This is a genomic window from Proteus genomosp. 4 str. ATCC 51469 (assembly GCF_003144375.1).
Classification (GTDB): domain Bacteria; phylum Pseudomonadota; class Gammaproteobacteria; order Enterobacterales; family Enterobacteriaceae; genus Proteus.
Genome location: NZ_PENV01000002.1, coordinates 169,590 through 188,948, shown reverse-complemented (window position 1 = coordinate 188,948; position 19,359 = coordinate 169,590). Strand labels below are relative to the sequence as shown.

15 protein-coding genes and 5 tRNA genes are annotated in these 19,359 nt (G+C 35.2%); 16 read left to right on the top strand and 4 right to left on the bottom strand.

Features of this window, described 5'->3' with window-relative positions; genetic code table 11:
• Positions 1–200 precede the first annotated feature (200 nt).
• Both DK866_RS03060 and DK866_RS03055 read left to right on the top strand, forming a co-directional pair.
• Entirely contained in the window at positions 201–914 is a 714-nt protein-coding gene (locus DK866_RS03060; RefSeq protein WP_109407687.1) for an RNA ligase family protein, read from the top strand.
• Complete coding sequence (locus DK866_RS03055; protein ID WP_109407686.1) at positions 901–2,037, top strand: AAA family ATPase; 1,137 nt, start codon at positions 901–903, stop codon at positions 2,035–2,037. Before DK866_RS03060 ends, DK866_RS03055 begins: the two co-directional genes overlap by 14 nt.
• 151 nt (positions 2,038–2,188) lie before the next feature.
• On the opposite strand, the gene DK866_RS03050 is transcribed toward DK866_RS03055, so the two are convergent.
• Entirely contained in the window at positions 2,189–2,680 is a 492-nt protein-coding gene (locus tag DK866_RS03050) for a DUF4822 domain-containing protein (RefSeq protein ID WP_109407685.1), read from the bottom strand.
• A gap of 1,029 nt (positions 2,681–3,709) precedes the next feature.
• On the opposite strand from DK866_RS03050, the gene DK866_RS03045 reads away from it, so the two are divergent.
• From DK866_RS03045 to DK866_RS03030, 4 genes are all read left to right on the top strand, one after another.
• Complete coding sequence (locus DK866_RS03045; protein ID WP_072068340.1) at positions 3,710–4,930, top strand: PfkB family carbohydrate kinase; 1,221 nt, start codon at positions 3,710–3,712, stop codon at positions 4,928–4,930.
• 27 nt (positions 4,931–4,957) lie between these two features.
• Positions 4,958–5,695, top strand: coding sequence for a glutamine amidotransferase (locus tag DK866_RS03040; RefSeq protein WP_109407684.1), 738 nt, complete (start codon positions 4,958–4,960; stop codon positions 5,693–5,695).
• Positions 5,696–5,825: 130 nt separating this feature from the next.
• Positions 5,826–6,782 carry a DMT family transporter gene (locus tag DK866_RS03035; protein WP_109407683.1) on the top strand — a complete coding sequence of 319 codons (957 nt, stop codon included), beginning with the start codon at positions 5,826–5,828 and terminating at the stop codon, positions 6,780–6,782.
• Positions 6,783–6,792: 10 nt separating this feature from the next.
• Positions 6,793–7,824, top strand: a complete 1,032-nt coding sequence (locus DK866_RS03030; protein ID WP_109407682.1) for a methylphosphonate esterase — start codon at positions 6,793–6,795, stop codon at positions 7,822–7,824.
• Between the two features lie 108 nt (positions 7,825–7,932).
• On the opposite strand, the gene glpX is transcribed toward DK866_RS03030, so the two are convergent.
• Positions 7,933–8,913, bottom strand: coding sequence for a class II fructose-bisphosphatase (glpX, locus tag DK866_RS03025; protein ID WP_109407681.1), 981 nt, complete (start codon positions 8,911–8,913; stop codon positions 7,933–7,935).
• Positions 8,914–9,119: 206 nt separating this feature from the next.
• Here glpX and DK866_RS03020 point away from each other — a divergent pair, with 206 nt between their 5' ends.
• The 10 genes from DK866_RS03020 (at position 9,120) to DK866_RS02975 (ending at position 16,826) form a co-directional block, all read left to right on the top strand.
• Positions 9,120–12,152 carry a DUF2339 domain-containing protein gene (locus DK866_RS03020; RefSeq protein ID WP_109407680.1) on the top strand — a complete coding sequence of 1,011 codons (3,033 nt, stop codon included), beginning with the start codon at positions 9,120–9,122 and terminating at the stop codon, positions 12,150–12,152.
• A 96-nt stretch (positions 12,153–12,248) separates the two neighbouring features.
• Complete coding sequence (locus DK866_RS03015) at positions 12,249–12,653, top strand: GFA family protein (protein WP_109407679.1); 405 nt, start codon at positions 12,249–12,251, stop codon at positions 12,651–12,653.
• Between the two features lie 195 nt (positions 12,654–12,848).
• Entirely contained in the window at positions 12,849–13,532 is a 684-nt protein-coding gene (locus DK866_RS03010; protein ID WP_244179644.1) for a LuxR C-terminal-related transcriptional regulator, read from the top strand.
• Positions 13,516–15,348 carry an excinuclease ABC subunit UvrC gene (gene uvrC / locus DK866_RS03005; protein ID WP_109407678.1) on the top strand — a complete coding sequence of 611 codons (1,833 nt, stop codon included), beginning with the start codon at positions 13,516–13,518 and terminating at the stop codon, positions 15,346–15,348. Before DK866_RS03010 ends, uvrC begins: the two co-directional genes overlap by 17 nt.
• 55 nt (positions 15,349–15,403) lie before the next feature.
• A complete protein-coding gene (gene pgsA, locus DK866_RS03000) occupies positions 15,404–15,952 on the top strand; it encodes a CDP-diacylglycerol--glycerol-3-phosphate 3-phosphatidyltransferase (protein ID WP_109407677.1) in 549 nt (182 codons plus the stop codon).
• Between the two features lie 141 nt (positions 15,953–16,093).
• Positions 16,094–16,169 (top strand) — tRNA-Gly (locus DK866_RS02995).
• A 25-nt stretch (positions 16,170–16,194) separates the two neighbouring features.
• Positions 16,195–16,268 (top strand) — tRNA-Cys (locus tag DK866_RS02990).
• A gap of 5 nt (positions 16,269–16,273) precedes the next feature.
• A tRNA-Leu gene (locus DK866_RS02985) sits at positions 16,274–16,360 on the top strand.
• A 126-nt stretch (positions 16,361–16,486) separates the two neighbouring features.
• A tRNA-Leu gene (locus tag DK866_RS02980) sits at positions 16,487–16,573 on the top strand.
• 166 nt (positions 16,574–16,739) lie between these two features.
• Positions 16,740–16,826: transfer RNA gene (locus DK866_RS02975), tRNA-Leu, on the top strand.
• A 52-nt stretch (positions 16,827–16,878) separates the two neighbouring features.
• Here DK866_RS02975 and DK866_RS02970 read toward each other — a convergent pair.
• Both DK866_RS02970 and DK866_RS02965 read right to left on the bottom strand, forming a co-directional pair.
• Positions 16,879–18,048, bottom strand: a complete 1,170-nt coding sequence (locus DK866_RS02970; RefSeq protein ID WP_109407676.1) for an iron-containing alcohol dehydrogenase — start codon at positions 18,046–18,048, stop codon at positions 16,879–16,881.
• A 241-nt stretch (positions 18,049–18,289) separates the two neighbouring features.
• The gene (locus DK866_RS02965; protein ID WP_109407675.1) at positions 18,290–19,201 is read right to left on the bottom strand and encodes an AraC family transcriptional regulator; all 912 of its coding nucleotides are present in this window, start codon (positions 19,199–19,201) and stop codon (positions 18,290–18,292) included.
• Between the last annotated feature and the right edge of the window lie 158 nt (positions 19,202–19,359).

Genomic DNA, 19,359 nt, shown 5'->3' with positions numbered 1-19,359 from the left:
TGAAGATTAAATATCTAGCTCTTTTTGAAACTTACATGTAATATCCCTCCAGATTTATTTCATTTCCCTTTTGATTATTTAGGTTGTAGTTATGTAATACGCATTAAGGCACTGAAGTCACGGTGCAGAAACAGAAAATTCACTTACCGAATAACTAGTTAAATTTGGTAGAACCTCTGTTACTTAATGAGTACAAGATAATGAATAATCAATCACAAAAATATGATAGAACCTATCACTATCCTTTTTCACCAGGCACAACAAACGACGATCGTATAAATGCGCAATGGTGGCAGGATATTTGCCAAATAAAACATCTTATCCATACAGAAAAGTTGGATGGAGAAAATAATTGCCTAAATAAAATGGGAGTTTTTGCTCGCTCTCATGCTACACCAACGCAATCCGCATGGACTTCTCAACTGCGTCAACGTTGGCAAATGATGAAAAACGATTTAGGTGAGCTAGATATTTTTGGTGAAAATCTATACGCCATTCATTCTATTGAATATGCACACTTAGAAGAATATTTTTATGTGTTTGCGGTTCGTTATAAAGATAAATGGCTAGGTTGGGAAGAAGTGCAGTTTTATGCTTCTCTGTTTGATCTTCCTACAGTGCCAGAAATTAAATTGCCGGAATGTCGGGATAAAGCAGAGTTTGAAAATATGATTGTTTCACAAGCCAAACAGGCGAGTTTTTTTCAATCTCAAGATGTTTTAACACAAAAACCAAGCCCAATGGAAGGTATTGTGACACGAGATGCTCAGTCATTTTCTTTAAATGATTTTTCTCATCGCGTTTTTAAATATGTTAGAAAAGATCATGTAAAAACGGATGTTCATTGGAAAAAAAACTGGCGACGTGCTCCGTTAATCTGGGAAAAAACACAGGGACTTCATGATGCTTCATAAGAAATTACACACTGAGATGTCATGGGAACACCTCTGTGAATTATACGATGAAATTAGTGATATGGCAGGTGTTATGCAGGACCCTATTCATCATGCAGAAGGTGATGTGGCGATACATACACAAAGAGTAATCAATTCAGTTAAATCATTACCTGAATATGGAACCCTGACAGAAAGAGAGCAACAAATTTTATGGATCTCGGCACTTCTTCATGATGTAGAAAAACGTTCTACAACACGGAAAGAAGAGGGGCGTATTATTTCTCCGGGTCATGCGCGTAAAGGTGAATTAACAACACGTTGTTTTCTCTACGAAAAAGTACCTTTAAATTTTGCTGATAGAGAGCAAATTGCAGCTTTAGTTCGCTTTCATGGATTACCTTTGTGGGTAATGGATAAGCCTGATCCTAAAAAAGCATTACTTGCAGCATCGTTAAGAGTGGATTGTTATTTGTTGGCCTTATTGGCTAAGGCAGATGTTTTAGGACGCGATTGTGATGATAAACAAGGACTTTTTGACAAAATTACGTTATTTACACTTTATTGTGAAGAGTTAAATTGTTGGCGTAAACCTGCTCCATTTTCTTCAAATAAAGCCTGTTTTCACTATTTTCATACAGAGAATAGTACTGATTGTAATTATGAGCCTTATCCTGAAAAAGGAAGTGACGTCACGGTGCTTTGTGGGTTACCTGGGATGGGAAAAGATACCTATATTCGCCAATATTGTGCAGATATTCCTATCGTGAGTTTAGATGAGCTACGCCACCAACATAATATTAAACCTGATAATCGAGATGCTAATGGTTGGATAGCACAACAAGCAAAAGAGCAAGCAAGAGTTTATTTACGAGAGCATAAACCTTTTGTTTGGAATGCTACTAATATTACAAGAAAAATGCGAGATCAGCTGATTTCTTTGTTTTATCGTTATAATGCAAAAATAACGCTGGTTTACATTGAAGTGCCTTATGCTCAATGGCAAAAGCAAAATGATGCAAGAAACGAAGTGGTACCTATTAAAGTAATGGATCGTATGTTAAGTAAATTGGAAGTTCCAACACCAGAAGAAGCACATAAAGTAATTTATTGGATTGAAGGAAAATCACAAGCCTTGATTTAATTTAGTGGGTTAATTTTGGTGTTTAGCATCATTCAAATAGTTACATGAGAAGTACGCTATAACCATAAAGCAAGGGCTATTTTGTTTCTACAAAATAGCCCTTTTTCTTGTTTATGAGGGATTTATTGGCAGATAAAACAACGTATTAAATTTATTTTTTAATATGATGCACAATATCGAAATAGGTGTTGCGATCTTCAGCGTTTGGATAAATACGATAAGTATATTCATCATTTTTAATCGTGATATTTTCTACATCACGGGTAAACAACGTCTTACCATTAGTGTCTTTAGCAACTAAGGTACGTATTTTACCATCATCTGACATAGACCAATCGCCTTGCATTTTCTGTTTACCTTCTGGTGTAAACATAATAAATGTGCCATTAGGATAATATTCAGCAAGGCCAAAATAATTACTCACTTGGGCATTATCTGCGTCTGTTTTATTGCCTTTTTCATCAATCGCCTCGGTCGTTACCCAGACTTTTTCTATCATGAGTTTCTCATAGTTATTTAGTTCTTTTTGAGCTTGAATAACACCTTGAGCTTGCATATTAGTGGATGATGTTGAATTCTCAGCGGCAAAAAGAGAAAAGCTAGCGCTTAATAATGAGATTGCGATAAGTGATTTTATTTTCATTTATATATCCTTATTTTACGTTGTACTTTTTGTCAGGAATTTATGTTGTGTCTGACGGTATGTATAAATTTAGGCATAAAATGGATGAAGTGCGAGGAAAGAAGTATGACAAAATGTTTCTAATAAAAAGGTTAACTGACAAAAATAATTAGCAATAAATATCGGTCATGTGGCTTTTTTCAATCTTATTCTCTGCTTTTATTCTTATCCTAGTGATAATTACTTCAAACAGAGCGTGTAAAAAACGAATAGTCTTCATTAATGGCAAGTAAAAAAAATAAAATTCCTGTTTGATTTACAAAACAAAATTAAAGTTTGACTAAATGATGTATTAAATAGACAAAGCATAATGGATTTTTTTGATAAAAATCGCTAGAAAAAAAGATAAATTCAAAAAATAAGTTTTATTTCACCTAAAAAAGAGCTTCGCTATCTGACTTAACGTTATCAAGATCACAAAAATGAAAGATGGAAATCGAGTGTGTTTTGGTCATTGCTTTTGTATTCCTTAACTAAATGACGTTAATTTATAGAGAGAGTTCTGTTTTTCAGTCAATGAAATGATTAAACTTTCTTTATTATAAGAACATAGTGAAAATAATGATGATAAAAATAATTAATGCATTGCTCGATTCAATTAAATTGTATTTAATTTAAGCATTATTACTATTTTTTTGTATAAAGATAAAATGAATTTTTCGTAACTACTTATCTTAAAAAGTAATTTTTATTTTCCCCTTTTAATTTATATTACTCCCAATTGTCAATAAGAAAAATATAGCATTAAATTTCCTTATGATAAATAAATTGAAAATAAATTATTTATCGCATTTGTTTTTCCTTGAAAAGAAATAAGATATTAATTTATTTATTAAATAATCTTACATTTAACGTTATTTATTTCTGTTTCTTTTTGCTTTTTATTTTTGTATTTCTGCTTTTTTTTGCTTTTAATAAATAACATATGATTGTAATCACAATCCCATAACAACTAATAAACTAAAGTTGTTGCCATAGAGGTAACATTAAATGAAAGCAGAACGTCATAAAAAAATAATTAATCTGATAAAAGGTAATGGTGCAGTAAAAGTTTCTGTTTTGGCTAAAGAACTTGATGTTACCAAAGAAACAATTCGATCAGATTTAAATACATTAGCCGAAAAAGGAATTATAAAAAGATGCCATGGTGGTGCTTTTATAGAATTTGAAACATTAGATAAAGTTGCCAAGAAAGAAATTATACAATTTCTAGAATGTAATGATCAAATTGATAAAAACGATTTAGCAAACAAAACAGCAATAAATAAGGTGTGCGTACTGGGTTCCTTTAATGTTGATATGATTAGCTATTTGCCTAGATTGCCAGAAGCCGGGGAATCCTTATTATCAAATAAATTTATCTTCTCACCAGGAGGTAAAGGCTGTAACCAAGCATTGGCAGCGAGTTATGCCGATGCGCAAGTACATTTTATTACGAAGATTGGTACTGATCAATTTAGTGATTATGCAGTTAATTTTATATCGTCATCAAGAATAAAAACATCAACGATATATCAAACTGAAAATTACCAAACAGGGACAGCGTCTATTTTTGTTTCGGAAGAGAGTGGAGAGAATATTATTTCTATTTACTCTGGTGCTAACATGGATATCTCTGCAGATGAAGTAAAAATACAGAAAGATAAAATTATTGATGCAGACATTATCTTATTACAGTTAGAAACGAACATAGAAGCGTTAAAAGAAATTATTGCTATTGGAAATGAAAATAATATTCCTATTATTCTTAACCCAGCGCCTTATAACAAAATAGTTAATGAATTACTTCCTATGATTGATGTATTAACACCTAATGAAACGGAAGCGAGTTTATTATCTGGAATAGAAGTTCTTGATTTAGGATCTGCAAAAAATGCAGCAGTTTCTATTTATCAACAAGGCGTAAATAAGGTGGTTATTACGCTAGGTAGTAAAGGTTCGTTAGCTTATGACGGATATAAGTATATTTACTCTCCGGCATATCCGGCAGTGGTAAAAAATACCGCAGGGGCAGGTGACGCTTTTAATGGCGCGCTCGCTGCCTCATTGGCAAAAGGAAAGCAGTTTTCTTATGCGTTACGCTATGCATCAGCTTTTTCATCATTAGCTGTTGAGACGAGTAATGCTTCAGAAATGCCTGAAGATATTAATGTCATGCATCGCATCAATCAAACAACATATTCACAGATTGTCACCCAATCCCCTGAATAAATAATCTTTTTTGAAAGAGGAATAAAAATGAAAATCTTATTTATTGGTGAGTCATGGCATATTCATATGATCCACTCTAAAGGCTACGACAGTTTCACTTCCAGCAAATATGAAGAAGGTTCAACGTTCTTATTAAATTGCTTAAGAGAGAAAGGTGTTGAAGTCGATTATATGCCTGCTCATACCGTTCAGGTTGCTTTTCCACAAACAGCAGAAGCATTGGCTAAATACGATGTCATTGTCATCAGTGATATTGGTGCAAATACGTTCCTTCTGCAAAACGATACTTTCTACAATATGAAAGTTATTCCTAATGCATTGGGATTAATTAAAGAGTTTGTAGCGAATGGCGGTGGCTTATTAATGATTGGTGGTTACCTGTCATTTATGGGGATTGAAGCTAAAGCAAACTACAAAAATACATTACTTGCAGAAGTTCTACCTGTCGAAATGCTAGATGGTGACGATCGTGTTGAAGCGCCGGAAGGTGTATTTGCAAGTGCCGTAAATGCTGAACATGTATCAGTGAAAGGTTTCGGTGAATGGCCGATGTTCCTTGGCTATAACAAAGTTTCAGCTAAAGAGAATACAGAAACTGTATTAAATATTGGTGAAGATCCATTACTGGTATTTGGTCAATTCGAAAAAGGAAAAACAGGTTGCTTTATGAGTGACTGTTCTCCTCACTGGGGCAGCAAAGAATTTTTAGCATGGCCTCATTATGCCGATATGTGGGTCAACATTCTTAAACAAATTGCACGTTAATTTGAATTAAGGATCACTGTTATAAAAAGTAAAAAGCGCAGAGTTGCAGCTCTGCGCAAATAAAAAAACCGATTACTTGAAAAATAAAAAAAGAAATCACTCATAGCCAATAATCCAAAAGGAACATCTTATGAGTACAAAAAATTTATCAACACCCTTGCTGATGTTAGCAACTGTGTTAGCAGGTATGCTATCACCAATGCAGTCGGCGGTGAATGGGCAGTTAGGACACGTTTTAAAAGATGGTAACGCCAGTGCAGTTATCTCTTTTGCCAGTGGTTTAGTGGTAATGTTTTTTATCATAATGTCGAAAAAACAGTACCGTCAGCAATTTGCATCAATTCCAAGTTTAATTAAAACACGCAAAATCCCATTATGGAACTGGTTTGCGGGTCTTTGTGGTGCGATGGTTGTTTTCTCAGAAGGTGCTTCAGCAAGTGCATTGGGGATTGCTACATTCCAAACGGCATTAATTTCAGCACTGTTATTATCTGGCTTATTATGTGACCGTTTTGGTGTGGGTGTAGATGAGAAAAAATATTTCACGCCATATCGTGTATTAGGTGCAGTGTTAGCCGTTGTTGCAACTCTCTTTGTTGTTTCTCCTCAATGGCATTCAACTTCATTCATTTATTTAGCAATTTTACCTTTCCTTGCAGGCCTATTAGCCGGTTGGCAACCAGCAGGTAACTCTAAAGTCGCAGAAGCAACGGGTTCTATGATGGTATCTATCACTTGGAACTTTATTGTTGGCTTTACTGTTTTAACGATTGCTTTAATTGTTCGTATGGCATTAGGTCATATCACACTTGAATTACCAGGAACATGGTGGATGTATTTAGGTGGTCCTTTAGGACTGATGTCTATCGCATTAATGGCTATTTTAGTTCGCGGCTTAGGTTTGCTGATGTTAGGTGTTGCATCCACAGCGGGTCAGTTATTAGGTTCTGTCTTAATTGATCTGTTATTACCTTCATTAGGCAATACCGTTTATTTAGTGACAATTATCGGTACATTATTTGCGTTAGTGGGCGCGATTGTAACAACAATCCCAGAGTTCAGAGCCACTAAGCCAGCGAAAGCATAGGAGTAACATGATGAAAGGTTATATTCAAACTGTAACAGGCCCTGTTAAAAAAGAAGATATGGGACTGACATTACCTCATGAACATCTGTTTAATGATCTCTCTGGTGTTGTTGATGAACCTTTTTATGAATTCTCACATGTATTAGTTGATAAAAAAGTTAGTGCAGATATTCAATGGGGACTTAAATACGATCCTTATTGTTGTTGCGACAATATGGATAAAAAACCAATTGATGATGTTATTTTTGAATTAAATAACTTTAAAGAATTAGGTGGCAGAACGATTGTTGATGCAACGGGATCTTCATCTATTGGTCGTGATATTAGAAAGCTAAGACAAGTTGCAGAAATAACAGGGATCAATGTTGTTGCTTCTTCAGGGCTTTATATCGAAAAGTTTGAAGGTCAACGTCTTGCTGATGATATCGAAGCAATGGCAAAGATTATTGATGACGAATTAAATGTAGGCATTGATGGTACAGATATTCGTGCAGGAATGATTGGTGAGATTGGGGTTTCTCCTTTCTTTACTGACGGTGAGAAAAATAGCTTACGTGCAGCGGCTATTGCTCAAAATAATAATCCTCATGCTTCTATGAATATTCATATGCCAGGCTGGCAACGTCGTGGTGATGAAGTTTTAGATATTCTGTTATCTGAAATGGGCTGTAACCCTGCTAAAATTTCATTAGCACATTCTGATCCATCGGGTAAAGATATTGATTATCAATGTAAAATGCTAGATCGCGGTGTTTGGCTTGAGTTTGATATGATTGGTCTTGATATATCTTTCCCTAAAGAGGGCGCTGCGCCAAGTGTTATGGATACTGTTGAAGCTGTAGCAACCTTAATTGAAAGAGGTTATGGTAGCCAAATTGTATTAAGCCATGATGTGTTTTTAAAACAAATGTGGGCAAAAAATGGGGGAAATGGCTGGGGATTTGTTCCGAATGTATTCCTTTCATTATTAGCTCAGCGTGGTATTGATAACTCTATTATTAAAAAGTTATGCGTTGATAATCCAGCAAATTTATTGGCTTAAATCTGAGTTCAAATAAATAACAATAAACATACCCCTTGAAATATTTAGCGGCACCTCAATCGAGTGCCGCTTTTTTATGTCACAAGGAACAGGAGACAAACAGAAAAATTAGCGTAAATGGTAATTTTCAATATAACGTAGTGAATGAGTTGAACCATTAATCACTAAAGAATGTGTCTGTAGATATTGGGATTGTTGCTTAACACCAGATAAAAGATCTCCAGCCGTAATAGCGGTTGCTGCAAACATCACATCTTGATTACGAACTAATGTATCTAGTGATAATTTGATATTCACATCAGTTCCCATTTTATGACAGCGAGCAATTTCACTGACAGCAAGTTCTCTATTTTCTGCAGTATTTCCTTTTGCGATATCACGTGTAATCAGACGAGCTTGCATATCACCACCAAGAGCCTTAGCTATTGCTGCACTAATAACACCTTCTGGAGCTCCGCCAATACCATACATAACATCAATACTATTATTTGGCATTGTGGCATATAAAGAAGCAAGAACATCACCATCAGGTAGTGTAATGACCTTTATCCCTTTGGAACGAAGGTCGTTAATAATATCGTGGTGGCGAGGCTTGTCTAAAATAGCCAGTGTGAGTTGCTCAACTGATTTATTTAATGTTTGTGCAATAGCATCAAGGTTATATTCTAGGCAGTGGTTCAGATCAATGACACCTGCAGCTTGCTTACCGACAATTAATTTTTCCATGTACATATCAGGAGCTTGTAGAAAACTGCCTTTAAAACCCGCAGCTAAAATAGCCAGAGAATTGTTTTCGCCCGTAGCGACCATGCGAGTGCCATCAATAGGGTCAACAGCAATTTCTATTTTTTCACCTTTGCCATTACCGACTTGTTCACCAATATAAAGCATTGGTGCTTCATCTATTTCGCCTTCACCAATAACGATTTCACCATTGATATTTAAGCTATTTAAACGTGCTCTCATGGCACTTACGGCAGCATCATCCGCTGCATTTTTATTTTGTTTTCCGATCCAAGGCATGGCTGCAATGGCCGCAGCTTCTGTTACAGAAGCAATTGCGTTAGTTAGTTCATCATTTAATTTCATATTATGAGTGCGTTTTTTAATACAAATGGAAGATTAAGGGAGTTGATAGATCATACCTTTTTTTTGAAATTGTGTGCTAGGTTTAAATCAAGAGTTCTTGAAATTGATTATTTAGGAATAAACTAAGATAAATCTGTGAAAATTAAAGTATAACTAAGGTTAAGAGATTAAAAATATACGGTGTATTATGCAAAAGGATTAGGTTGATGGATGATTTTCTGACACTCATCGTTACGATATTTGTCGTGGTATCTTTGTATTGGCAATATCATTCCTATACAAATACTAACTCATTGTTGTATCGAATTAAGCAACTTGAAGAAAAGCTTACTGAACAACAAGCTAAATTACTTAAGTTATTAAATAAAAATAGCTCTGCAAATGAGAGTGCAGATCTTGATGATAATAAAAATGAAATAGGCGATTTATCTCGTGAAATAAAAGGAGATCCAAAATCAACTTCATCAAGTTATCAGCCTAAAACAAGCACATTGATTAACAAAACAGAAGAGATACAAAATAAGGTTGAAAATAAAGAGCCACCAGTTTATCAACAAGCACAGGTATCAAGAGAAACAACATTCGATAAAGTTTCTCCTAAAGAACAACCTTCGATCGTAGATACTTCTATCAGCAAAGAATTTAATGTAGAAAATCCACACTCCCATAAGTCAACCTTCTCTAAGCAGGAGCAAAAACCTTACCAACCTAAAATTTCAACGAGCCGTTTTGCCCATCATTATCAGAACGAGCCTAAAAACACACCAACTGAAATTTCACCAATTCCACTTGCAGAGAATACTGTGAATGTAGCGAGAGCCAATCAATCTGGATCTCAAACAGATAATATAGGTACAACAGCTCAAGCCAGACCCGCATCACAATATAGACCTGCTTTAAATCCTCGTCCAAAACGTCAACAAAAATCAATTTTGGGACTTATTTGGAATTGGGTAGTAACAGGAAATCCGTTAGCTAAAATAGGGATGTTATTACTCTTTTTTGGTCTATCTTATTTACTTAAATACAGTATTGAGAATGAACTTATCTCAGCATCAACACGTTTAATGATGGCTGGAACAGGATGTTTGGTCTTATTAGGCCTCGGCTGGTGGCTTAGAAAGAAAAATCTGATGTATGCACTTATTTTGCAAGGAGGCGGAATAGGTGGGCTGTATATCACTATTTTTGCAGCTACTAAAATTTATGATTTTATTCCTATTGGTATCGCATTAGCCATTCTGGTGTTTATTTGTATAGTCAGTGTTATTTTAGCGGTTCTTCATCGAGCGATTAGTTTAGCGGTATTAGCTTCATTAGGCGGTTATTTAGCACCTGTTTTATTGTCTACGGGCAGTGGCAATTATATTGCATTGTTTAGCTATTATCTTATTCTTTCCATAGGCATTCTTATTATTAGCCATTGGCAAGTTTGGCGTTTATTAAATCTTATTGGTTTTGCTTTTACTTTTGGTATTGGTTTTATATGGGCAATACCAAATTACACTCATGCTGATTATTTACCTTGCCAGCTATTTTTAATTGCAAATTGGTTGATTTTTGGTGTTGCAACGGAACTTTCAACATTAAAAAATAAGCTGAGGCTCAATATTCCTTTTGATGCCACATTATTATTTGGTACACCGTTGATTGGTTTTATTTTCCAACACCGATTAGCGTCAGAATGGGAATACGGCGTTGCTATTGCTTCATCTCTTTATGGATTAGCCTATTTTGCGTTGAGTTGGTTTGCCCTTAAACGCTATCGCGAAGAGGGTAAATTACTGGCTATTGCTTTCTTTATGCTATCAGCCACATTTGCTACTTTAGCTGTACCATTTGCTTTCTCTGCTGAATGGACATCTATGGTATGGGCAATTGAAGGAGTTATGATCCTTGCGTTTTCTGTTTTACAGCAACAAAAGAAACCCGCTATTGCCGGGACTATTTTAGTTGCAGTTTCCTTTGTTTTGCTATTTAACATGCGTGTTATTTCGTTAAGCGATTGGCTAATGTTTATAACACAAATGATTGTTGTATTTGCAGTGGCGATACTGTGGTATCGAGCTAAATTTATTAATATTGATAACCGTACTATTGGATATGTAACACTATTTATTGCTGCGGTGAGTTGGGGATATTGCGTATTCACTTTACAAGAGTATGGCGAATATTGGTTCTCTCCAAGTGTGAAATCCATCACTTTTGCTTTTATTCTTATTAGTTGCTGGGGAATGTATTTCGTAGGTAAAAAAACACAGTTTTCTGAATTAGCGAGTTGTTCTGTTTTGTTGTGGCCAATGTCAGCGCTTATTCTGTTAGTGTATATTTTCCTTGCTGGGTCATTAATTGACAATTGGTTAAGTGCCATTGTATGGATAGCAATATTTGTGAGTGGCTTCTATTTACTTAAGGTTAATACGTTATTGCCTAAACAAAGGTTAAATAAAGCATTAATTCATGTTATGCATCTTGTTTTTATTGGTTTATTCTTATTCACTGAAATAATTTGGCTAATAGATACCACTTATCTTTATGTAAGCCTGCATTTTGCCAGTGTTATTTTTTCCATTAGTTTATATATAGCAATAAGCACTATACTTGTTATGAGAGTTAATTGGATTAAAGTATATCTAAATACTTATTTAGTAATAACAGTACCTGTTTTAGCTTTACTCGCTCTTTCTTTAATTTTTGCAAATATGAATAATGGTACTGAAAGTGGTATTAAATTTATACCACTCTTTAATCTGATGGATCTCATGGGAATTGTGGGGATATGGGTTGGCTATAAATTTATTTCAGTAATGAAACAGTCTCCTAAATATCAACAGTTATTACAAAATAACTTCCCATTATACAATTATATTATTCCTGCGATGATTTTCTGGTGGGCTAACGGCGTTTTATTAAGAGGATTAGTCTTTACTACTGATATTGACTGGACAATGTATGAGATCATTAACTCTAAAGTGATCCAAACAGTATTAGCCATTATTTGGGCAATTACTGCATTAGTGACAATGATGATGGCAACACGCAAAAAATCACGTTCAAGTTGGTTTATTGGTGGTGGGTTATTAGCAGTTGTCATCGCTAAACTCTTCTTAATTGATACATCACTAAGTAGTGGGTTACTTAGAGCATTGGCCTTTATTGGTGTTGCTATACTGATTTTGTTAATTGGTTATTTCTCACCATTACCGCCTAAAAAGCAAAGTCAGAAGACAAAAATGTAGGAAATATTCACGCTTAAAAATACTTATTTTAGAAATTAAATCATGCATATAATCTTAAAAATTTATGCATGATTTAAAAAGAAGAGGAGAGTATCGATGCATCAAGGCCAATGTTTGTGTGGTGGTGTTAAATTGTCAACCACACGAGATATTTCTGAGCTTAGCGTTTGCCATTGCAGTATGTGTTTACGTTGGAATGGTGGCCCTGGGTTTTCAATTGATTGTCAGTCAGATTTGAGTATCGAAGGTGAAGAAAATATCACACTCTATGATTCATCATTATGGGGTGAAAGGGCATTTTGTAAGCACTGCGGTTCTCATCTTTTTTATCATTTGAAAGAAGCCAATATTTATTATGTATCAGCAGGATTGTTTTCTGAAACGAAAGAAAGCAAACTTACTCTACAAATTTATATAGATAATAAACCTCATTATTATAATTTTGTAGAAAAAACGCCGATGCTTACAGAAAAAGATATTATGGATATGTTTAATAAATAATAGTGGTATTATTTATTAATTGTATACATTTACATTTTTATTGAAATAAAGGTTCATTTATATGAGCCTTTATTTATATCTGAACAGTTAATGGATTGATTTAATAAAAATAAGATACGGTTGGGAAAAAACTAGAATGTTAATGAGCAATGCAATATGATAATTAGGTATTTAAATAAATACATGTTTTTTAACATGTTAACTGAAAAGGAAAAATTATTGATAAATACAATAATAATAAGTCAGGTTGAGTTATTTAGTTTGGGAATCAAAACACTTCTTAGTCAAATCAAAAAAATCAATATTAGAAATATTATGACTGATGAAACAGAAGCATTCCGCTATTGTCGTCAGTTTTCTGTTAACCTTATTATTATCTACTCACCTCCTTCAGTTTCATTAATTGATTCAATAAAAAGGATTAAACGTTCATTCTTATCAATTAAAATTATTGTTATTTCACCTAATACTGATTCCATTTTATCTATACCGCTTCTTCAATTAGGAATTGAAGGTTTTGTGGTCATAGATGCTTCGTGTGAAAATATTCTTCAAGCCATTCGACAAGTGTGCATTGGCCAGCGTTATTTAAGCCAAGAGCTTGCTATGGATATAGCACTGGCTAAATTACAAAAAGATTTGAATCCATTACATCATTTATCTGAAAGAGAGTTGCAAGTGATGTCTATGATAATTAGAGGAAAAAAAATTACACAAATCGCAGATGAACTAAATCTCAATACAAAAACAGTAAATAGTTACCGTTATCGAATGTTTAGTAAACTTAAAATCTCAGGTGATGTAGAATTAACTCATATAGCAATACGTTATGGGTTAATTGAGATAGAGAGTCATTTACAAAGTGGAAGACAAATTTGACGCCAAAGCATTCTTAAGCCGAGTCACTGATAAACCAGGTGTTTATCGAATGTACGACGCAACAGATACTGTAATTTATGTCGGTAAAGCCAAAGATCTGAAAAAGAGGCTTTCGAGTTATTTTCGTGTGCAAGTAAATAGCCGTAAAACCGAGGCATTGGTTAAGTGTATTGCAAATATTGATGTGACTATTACACATACAGAAACAGAAGCATTGTTGTTAGAGCATAGTTACATTCAGCGCTATCAACCTCGTTATAATGTGTTATTACGAGATGATAAATCTTATCCTTATATTTATTTAAGTGGAGATAAACACCCAAGACTTGCTAGCTACCGTGGCGCAAAGCATGCAAAAGGGGAATATTTTGGGCCTTTTCCTAACTCTTTTGCAGTAAGAGAAACCTTGGCATTGATGCAAAAATTATTTCCGATTCGTCAATGTGAAGACAGTGTGTATCGCAATCGTTCAAGGCCATGTTTACAGTATCAAATTGGTCGCTGTCTAGCACCTTGTGTGAAAGGTTATGTTTCAGATGAAGAATACGCTCAACAAGTTAATTATGTACGGCTTTTTCTTTCTGGTGATGATACACAAGTGATTGAAGGCCTTGTGGCACGAATGGAAGAAGCAAGCCAAGATTTACGTTTTGAAGAAGCCGCACGTATTCGTGATCAGATTCAAGCTGTAAGACAAGTGACGGAAAAACAATTTGTTGCCAATATTGGTGATGATCTTGATGTGATTAGTGTTGCTTTTAATGGCGCGATTGCTTGTGTGTATGTTCTCTTTTTTCGACAGGGTAAAGTGTTGGGAAGCCGAAGTTATTTTCCTAAAATCCCAGCAAATACTTCACTTGATGAGGTTGTTCAAACTTTTATTGGTCAATTTTATTTACAAGGAAGTGCTATTAGAACATTACCGACAGAAATTCTGCTCGATTTTAATTTGGAAGATAAAGCGATCCTTTCTGAATCTATCTCATCCATTGCAGGGCGAAAAATTCAAATTCAAACTAAACCTCGTGGTGATAGAGCGCGTTACTTGAAATTAGCTAGAACAAATGCAGCAACAGCATTGGCCTCAAAACAAGTCGAACAATCGACAATTTCACAACGCTATGCCTCATTGATGTCTCTTCTTGATATGAAAGAGATAAAACGAATGGAATGTTTTGATATTAGTCACACCATGGGGGAACAAACTGTGGCTTCATGTGTAGTATTTGATATGAATGGCCCATTAAAATCGGAATATAGACGTTATAATATTAGTGGTATTACTCCTGGTGATGATTATGCGGCGATGAATCAAGTACTCACTCGACGTTATGGTAAATCATTAGAAGAAAATAAAGTTCCTGATATTATCTTTATTGATGGTGGTAAAGGGCAATTAGCACAAGCAATAGAAGTATTTGCTTCTCTGGATGTTGATTGGGATAAGTCACACCCTAAATTAATTGGCGTTGCAAAAGGGAGTGATCGTAAAGCAGGGCTTGAAACCTTGTTTTTTGTCCCCGAAGGTGAAGGAATGGCATTACCTTCTGATTCACCTGCATTGCATTTGATTCAACATATACGTGATGAATCGCATCGCCATGCAATAACTGGGCATCGTCAACGTAGAGCGAAAGTGAAAAATACTAGCTCATTAGAGTCTATTGAAGGTGTGGGGCCTAAACGTCGTCAAATGTTATTGAAATATATGGGAGGGCTACAAGCTTTACGAGATGCAAGTGTAGAAGAAATTGCGAAAGTCCCCACAATTTCGACAGCATTAGCAGAAAAAATATTTAATGCGTTGAAACACTAAGTGTATTGATGCACCATATTAATAACTCTCACTTTTCTAGGTCGTGTAGAACGCTATGCAACTAAATATCCCAACTTGGCTAACTCTATTTCGTGTCGCTTTAATCCCATTCTTTGTTTTGGTGTTCTATTTACCATTCAAAGATGCTCCATTAGTATGTGCTATTATTTTTATGGTAGCAGCTGCAACTGATTGGTTTGATGGGTTTTTAGCACGTAGATTGAAACAAACTACTCGCTTTGGGGCTTTTCTTGACCCTGTGGCAGATAAAGTAATGGTTGCAACAGCACTTGTTTTAATTACAGAGTATTATCATGAGTGGTGGATAACTTTACCAGCAGCAACCATGATCGCTCGTGAAATAATTATCTCTTCATTAAGAGAGTGGATGGCAGAATTAGGGAAACGCAACAGTGTTGCTGTTTCTTGGATTGGAAAAGTGAAGACAACCGCACAAATGGGATCATTAGTTGTGTTATTATGGCGTCCTACGGTTGAAGCTGAATGGTTTGGATTTGCATTATTGTATATCGCAACCGTGTTGACTTTCTGGTCAATGTTTCAATATTTGAGCGCTGCATGGTCAGATTTGCGTGAAGCTTGATCGAAATGACTGAAAATTCACCGAACAGTCAAAAAGATGCAAATATAGTGTTGACTAGATTCAGGAAATCAGTAGAATGCAACGCATCGAAAGGCACAACGGTTTACAGAAATAAATAAGTAAATCAGCAAGTTCGGTAAAGCGGGAATAGCTCAGTTGGTAGAGCACAACCTTGCCAAGGTTGGGGTCGCGAGTTCGAGTCTCGTTTCCCGCTCCAATCTCTTATGAGATTGAGCAGTTGAGGCGCGTTGGCAGAGTGGTCATGCAGCGGATTGCAAATCCGTGTACCTCGGTTCGATTCCGGGACGCGCCTCCATTAATGCCCAGGTGGTGAAATCGGTAGACACAAGGGATTTAAAATCCCTCGGCTGTAAGGCTGTGCGGGTTCAAGTCCCGCCCTGGGCACCATCTCTTTTAGATAAAGAGTTTGGTGCAAAAGAAAAGTCCATTGTGAATGGCATTGTGTAGCAGTTAAGTCGTCCATACCAGTATTTATCTTAATTATAAGAATTTACGGACGCACCACAGAATTTAGCCCAGGTGGTGAAATCGGTAGACACAAGGGATTTAAAATCCCTCGGCTGTAAGGCTGTGCGGGTTCAAGTCCCGCCCTGGGCACCATATAAAACGCGGACCTCAACTTAGGTCCGTTTTTTCTTCCACTAACAGCAAGTTAATGAAAGAAAAGTAAAAGATTAAAAGTTAGTGATTTTAGAAGTAAGTGCTTTAAATTTATTTGTTACCTTGTTTATTAACAATATTATCTGTAACAGATAAATACAATTTGGCCCAGGTGGTGAAATCGGTAGACACAAGGGATTTAAAATCCCTCGGCTGTAAGGCTGTGCGGGTTCAAGTCCCGCCCTGGGCACCATATAAAAAAGCGGACCTCAATGAGGTCCGTTTTTTTTTGTATTTAAATCGTATTAAAAACAGTCTTCTAAGATAGTAAGCACATCTTTAGTTGTTAACTTTTTATAACCTTTACCAATAATTGTTGTGGATTGAGCAATACTTGGTAGCATTTCTTTTGTCGCACCTAGTGCTTCTAATGAAGTTACTATACCGCACTCTTTTGTGAAGCGTTCAAGTGCATCAATACCTTCAAGTGCAATTTGATCTTGATTTTTACCTTCAGTAGAAATTCCCCATACTTGAGTAGCAAAGCGTACAAACTTTTCAATGCCGAATTTATAGATAAAACGATAATAAGGCAGAGAAATTGCAGCAAGCCCCATTCCATGAGCACAATCGGTATAAGCACCTAATTGATGTTCAATCATATGAACTTGCCAATCTTGTGTTTTTGAAAGCCCTGTCAAAGTGTTTAATGCCAGAGTTGCATTCCACATCAGATTACTTCTTGCTTCATAATCAGTTGGATTTTTAAGTGCGATACGCAAATTATCAATAGAAGATTTTAATAAACTTTCAATTAAATAATCGGTTGTATTTGCGCCTTGATCTGAAAAGTATTGTTCCATCAGATGGGACATAGTGTCATATACGCCACTCACCATCTGATATTGAGAAACTGTAAAGGTATATTCTGGATTTAAAATTGAAAATTTAGGAAATACATTGGCTGGAAAAACACGGCCAATCTTATATTTTGTTTCTTCATGCGTAATGACTGAACCGCCATTCATTTCAGAGCCGGTTCCTACCATGGTAAGAATTGACGCGACAGGAATAATTTTATTTTCAATTTCTTGATATTCAATCCAATACTTTTGAAAAGGATCTTCATTTTCACAATAAGCAGAAACAGAGATGCCTTTGGCACAATCAATAACGGAACCTCCACCCACAGCTAAAATCAAGCTGACATTATGTTCACGTACTAATTGAGCGCCTTCCATCATTTTTGCATAGGTTGGATTAGGCATAACGCCAGATAACTCAACTACTTTTTTTCCTGCATGTTTTAGTATTTCCATGACCTCGTCATAAAGGCCATTAGATTTGATAGCATTACGGCCATACATCAGCATGATGGTTTCGCCATAATGTGATAATTCATCATTTAATTTAGCAAGAGAGTTCTTACCAAAATGAATGGTTGTCGGATTGTAGTAAGTGAAATCGAGTTGCATTTTGATATCCTATTGCAATATTAAGTTGATAGCTATCCCGTTGAAGTATAGTTTATTTTTCAACATCAAAATATATGGTCTTTTTTGGGGTGATATAAATGCTATCGTTTTCGCATTTAGATATGAATGTCCGATCTTCTTAGTCTCTTGCCTATTTTTCCAAAAAACTAAAAAAATGATAATAAATAATATAAATAGACAATAATGATAAAACGATTGGGCTTATAAAAAGTGATTGTATTCAAACATTAGTAGATTCTTTGAGCATTTTAATATCAGTTGCAGGAGGTGCTCCAAATAATCGGCTATATTCACGACTGAATTGAGAAGGGCTTTCATAGCCAACACGAAATGTTGTTGTTATTGCCCCTAAATTTTCAGTTAACATTAATCGTCGAGCTTCGTTGAGGCGAAGTTTTTTCTGAAATTGGAGTGGTGTCATTGATGTCATTGTCCGAAAATGAGTATAAAAAGCAGATTTACTCATTCCTGTATATGAGGCTAATTCATTGATATTTAGTGGTTTTACAAAATTGTTTTTTAACCAATCAACGGCTTTTGATATTTGATGGCTATGACTACCCGCAGTAACGATTTGATTTAATCGCTCACCTTGCTCTGTTAGCAGCAAACGATAAAAAATCTCACGTTTTATACCTGGAGCAAGAATTTTAATACTATCAGGGGTATTAAGAAGATCGAGTAAGCGAATAAATGCATTTAATAGAGGCTCTGATAATTCACCAATTGCAATCCCTTTTTGAGCGCTTGAATTTAAATTAAATATTAATTCACTATCGACGATCAGTTGAGATATTTCTTGTAGATCTAATTCCATTACAAGCCCTAAAAAAGGTTTATCCTCACTGGCTTTCATAATATTTGCCATAACGGGAAGATCGATGGAAGAAATTAAAAAATGGTTGGCATCATAAATAAAACTTTCTTCCCCTAAAATCACTCTTTTTTCACCTTGAGCAATTAAGCATATACCTGACTTATGTGTATGACTGGTAATAGATGTAGGGGAAGTCCAGTGCGTTAATGCTAATCCTGGAATTTGGCTATCAAAATAATGTGTATTATGAGTCCATTTTGCAATTTGCATGGCAAGTTTTTGGGTTAATAATGCCATGTTTTCTCTATTATTCATGTGGACTCCATACAGGGTAAAGCGAAAAATATTACTCTAATAGTAAAATTATAATGTATGAGATGAATATTAGACAATTATTTGATTTAGCTTGAATAGGAAATTTGGCAGGGAATATTAAAAATAAAACCGGCTATGATCTAAAAGATCATAGCCCA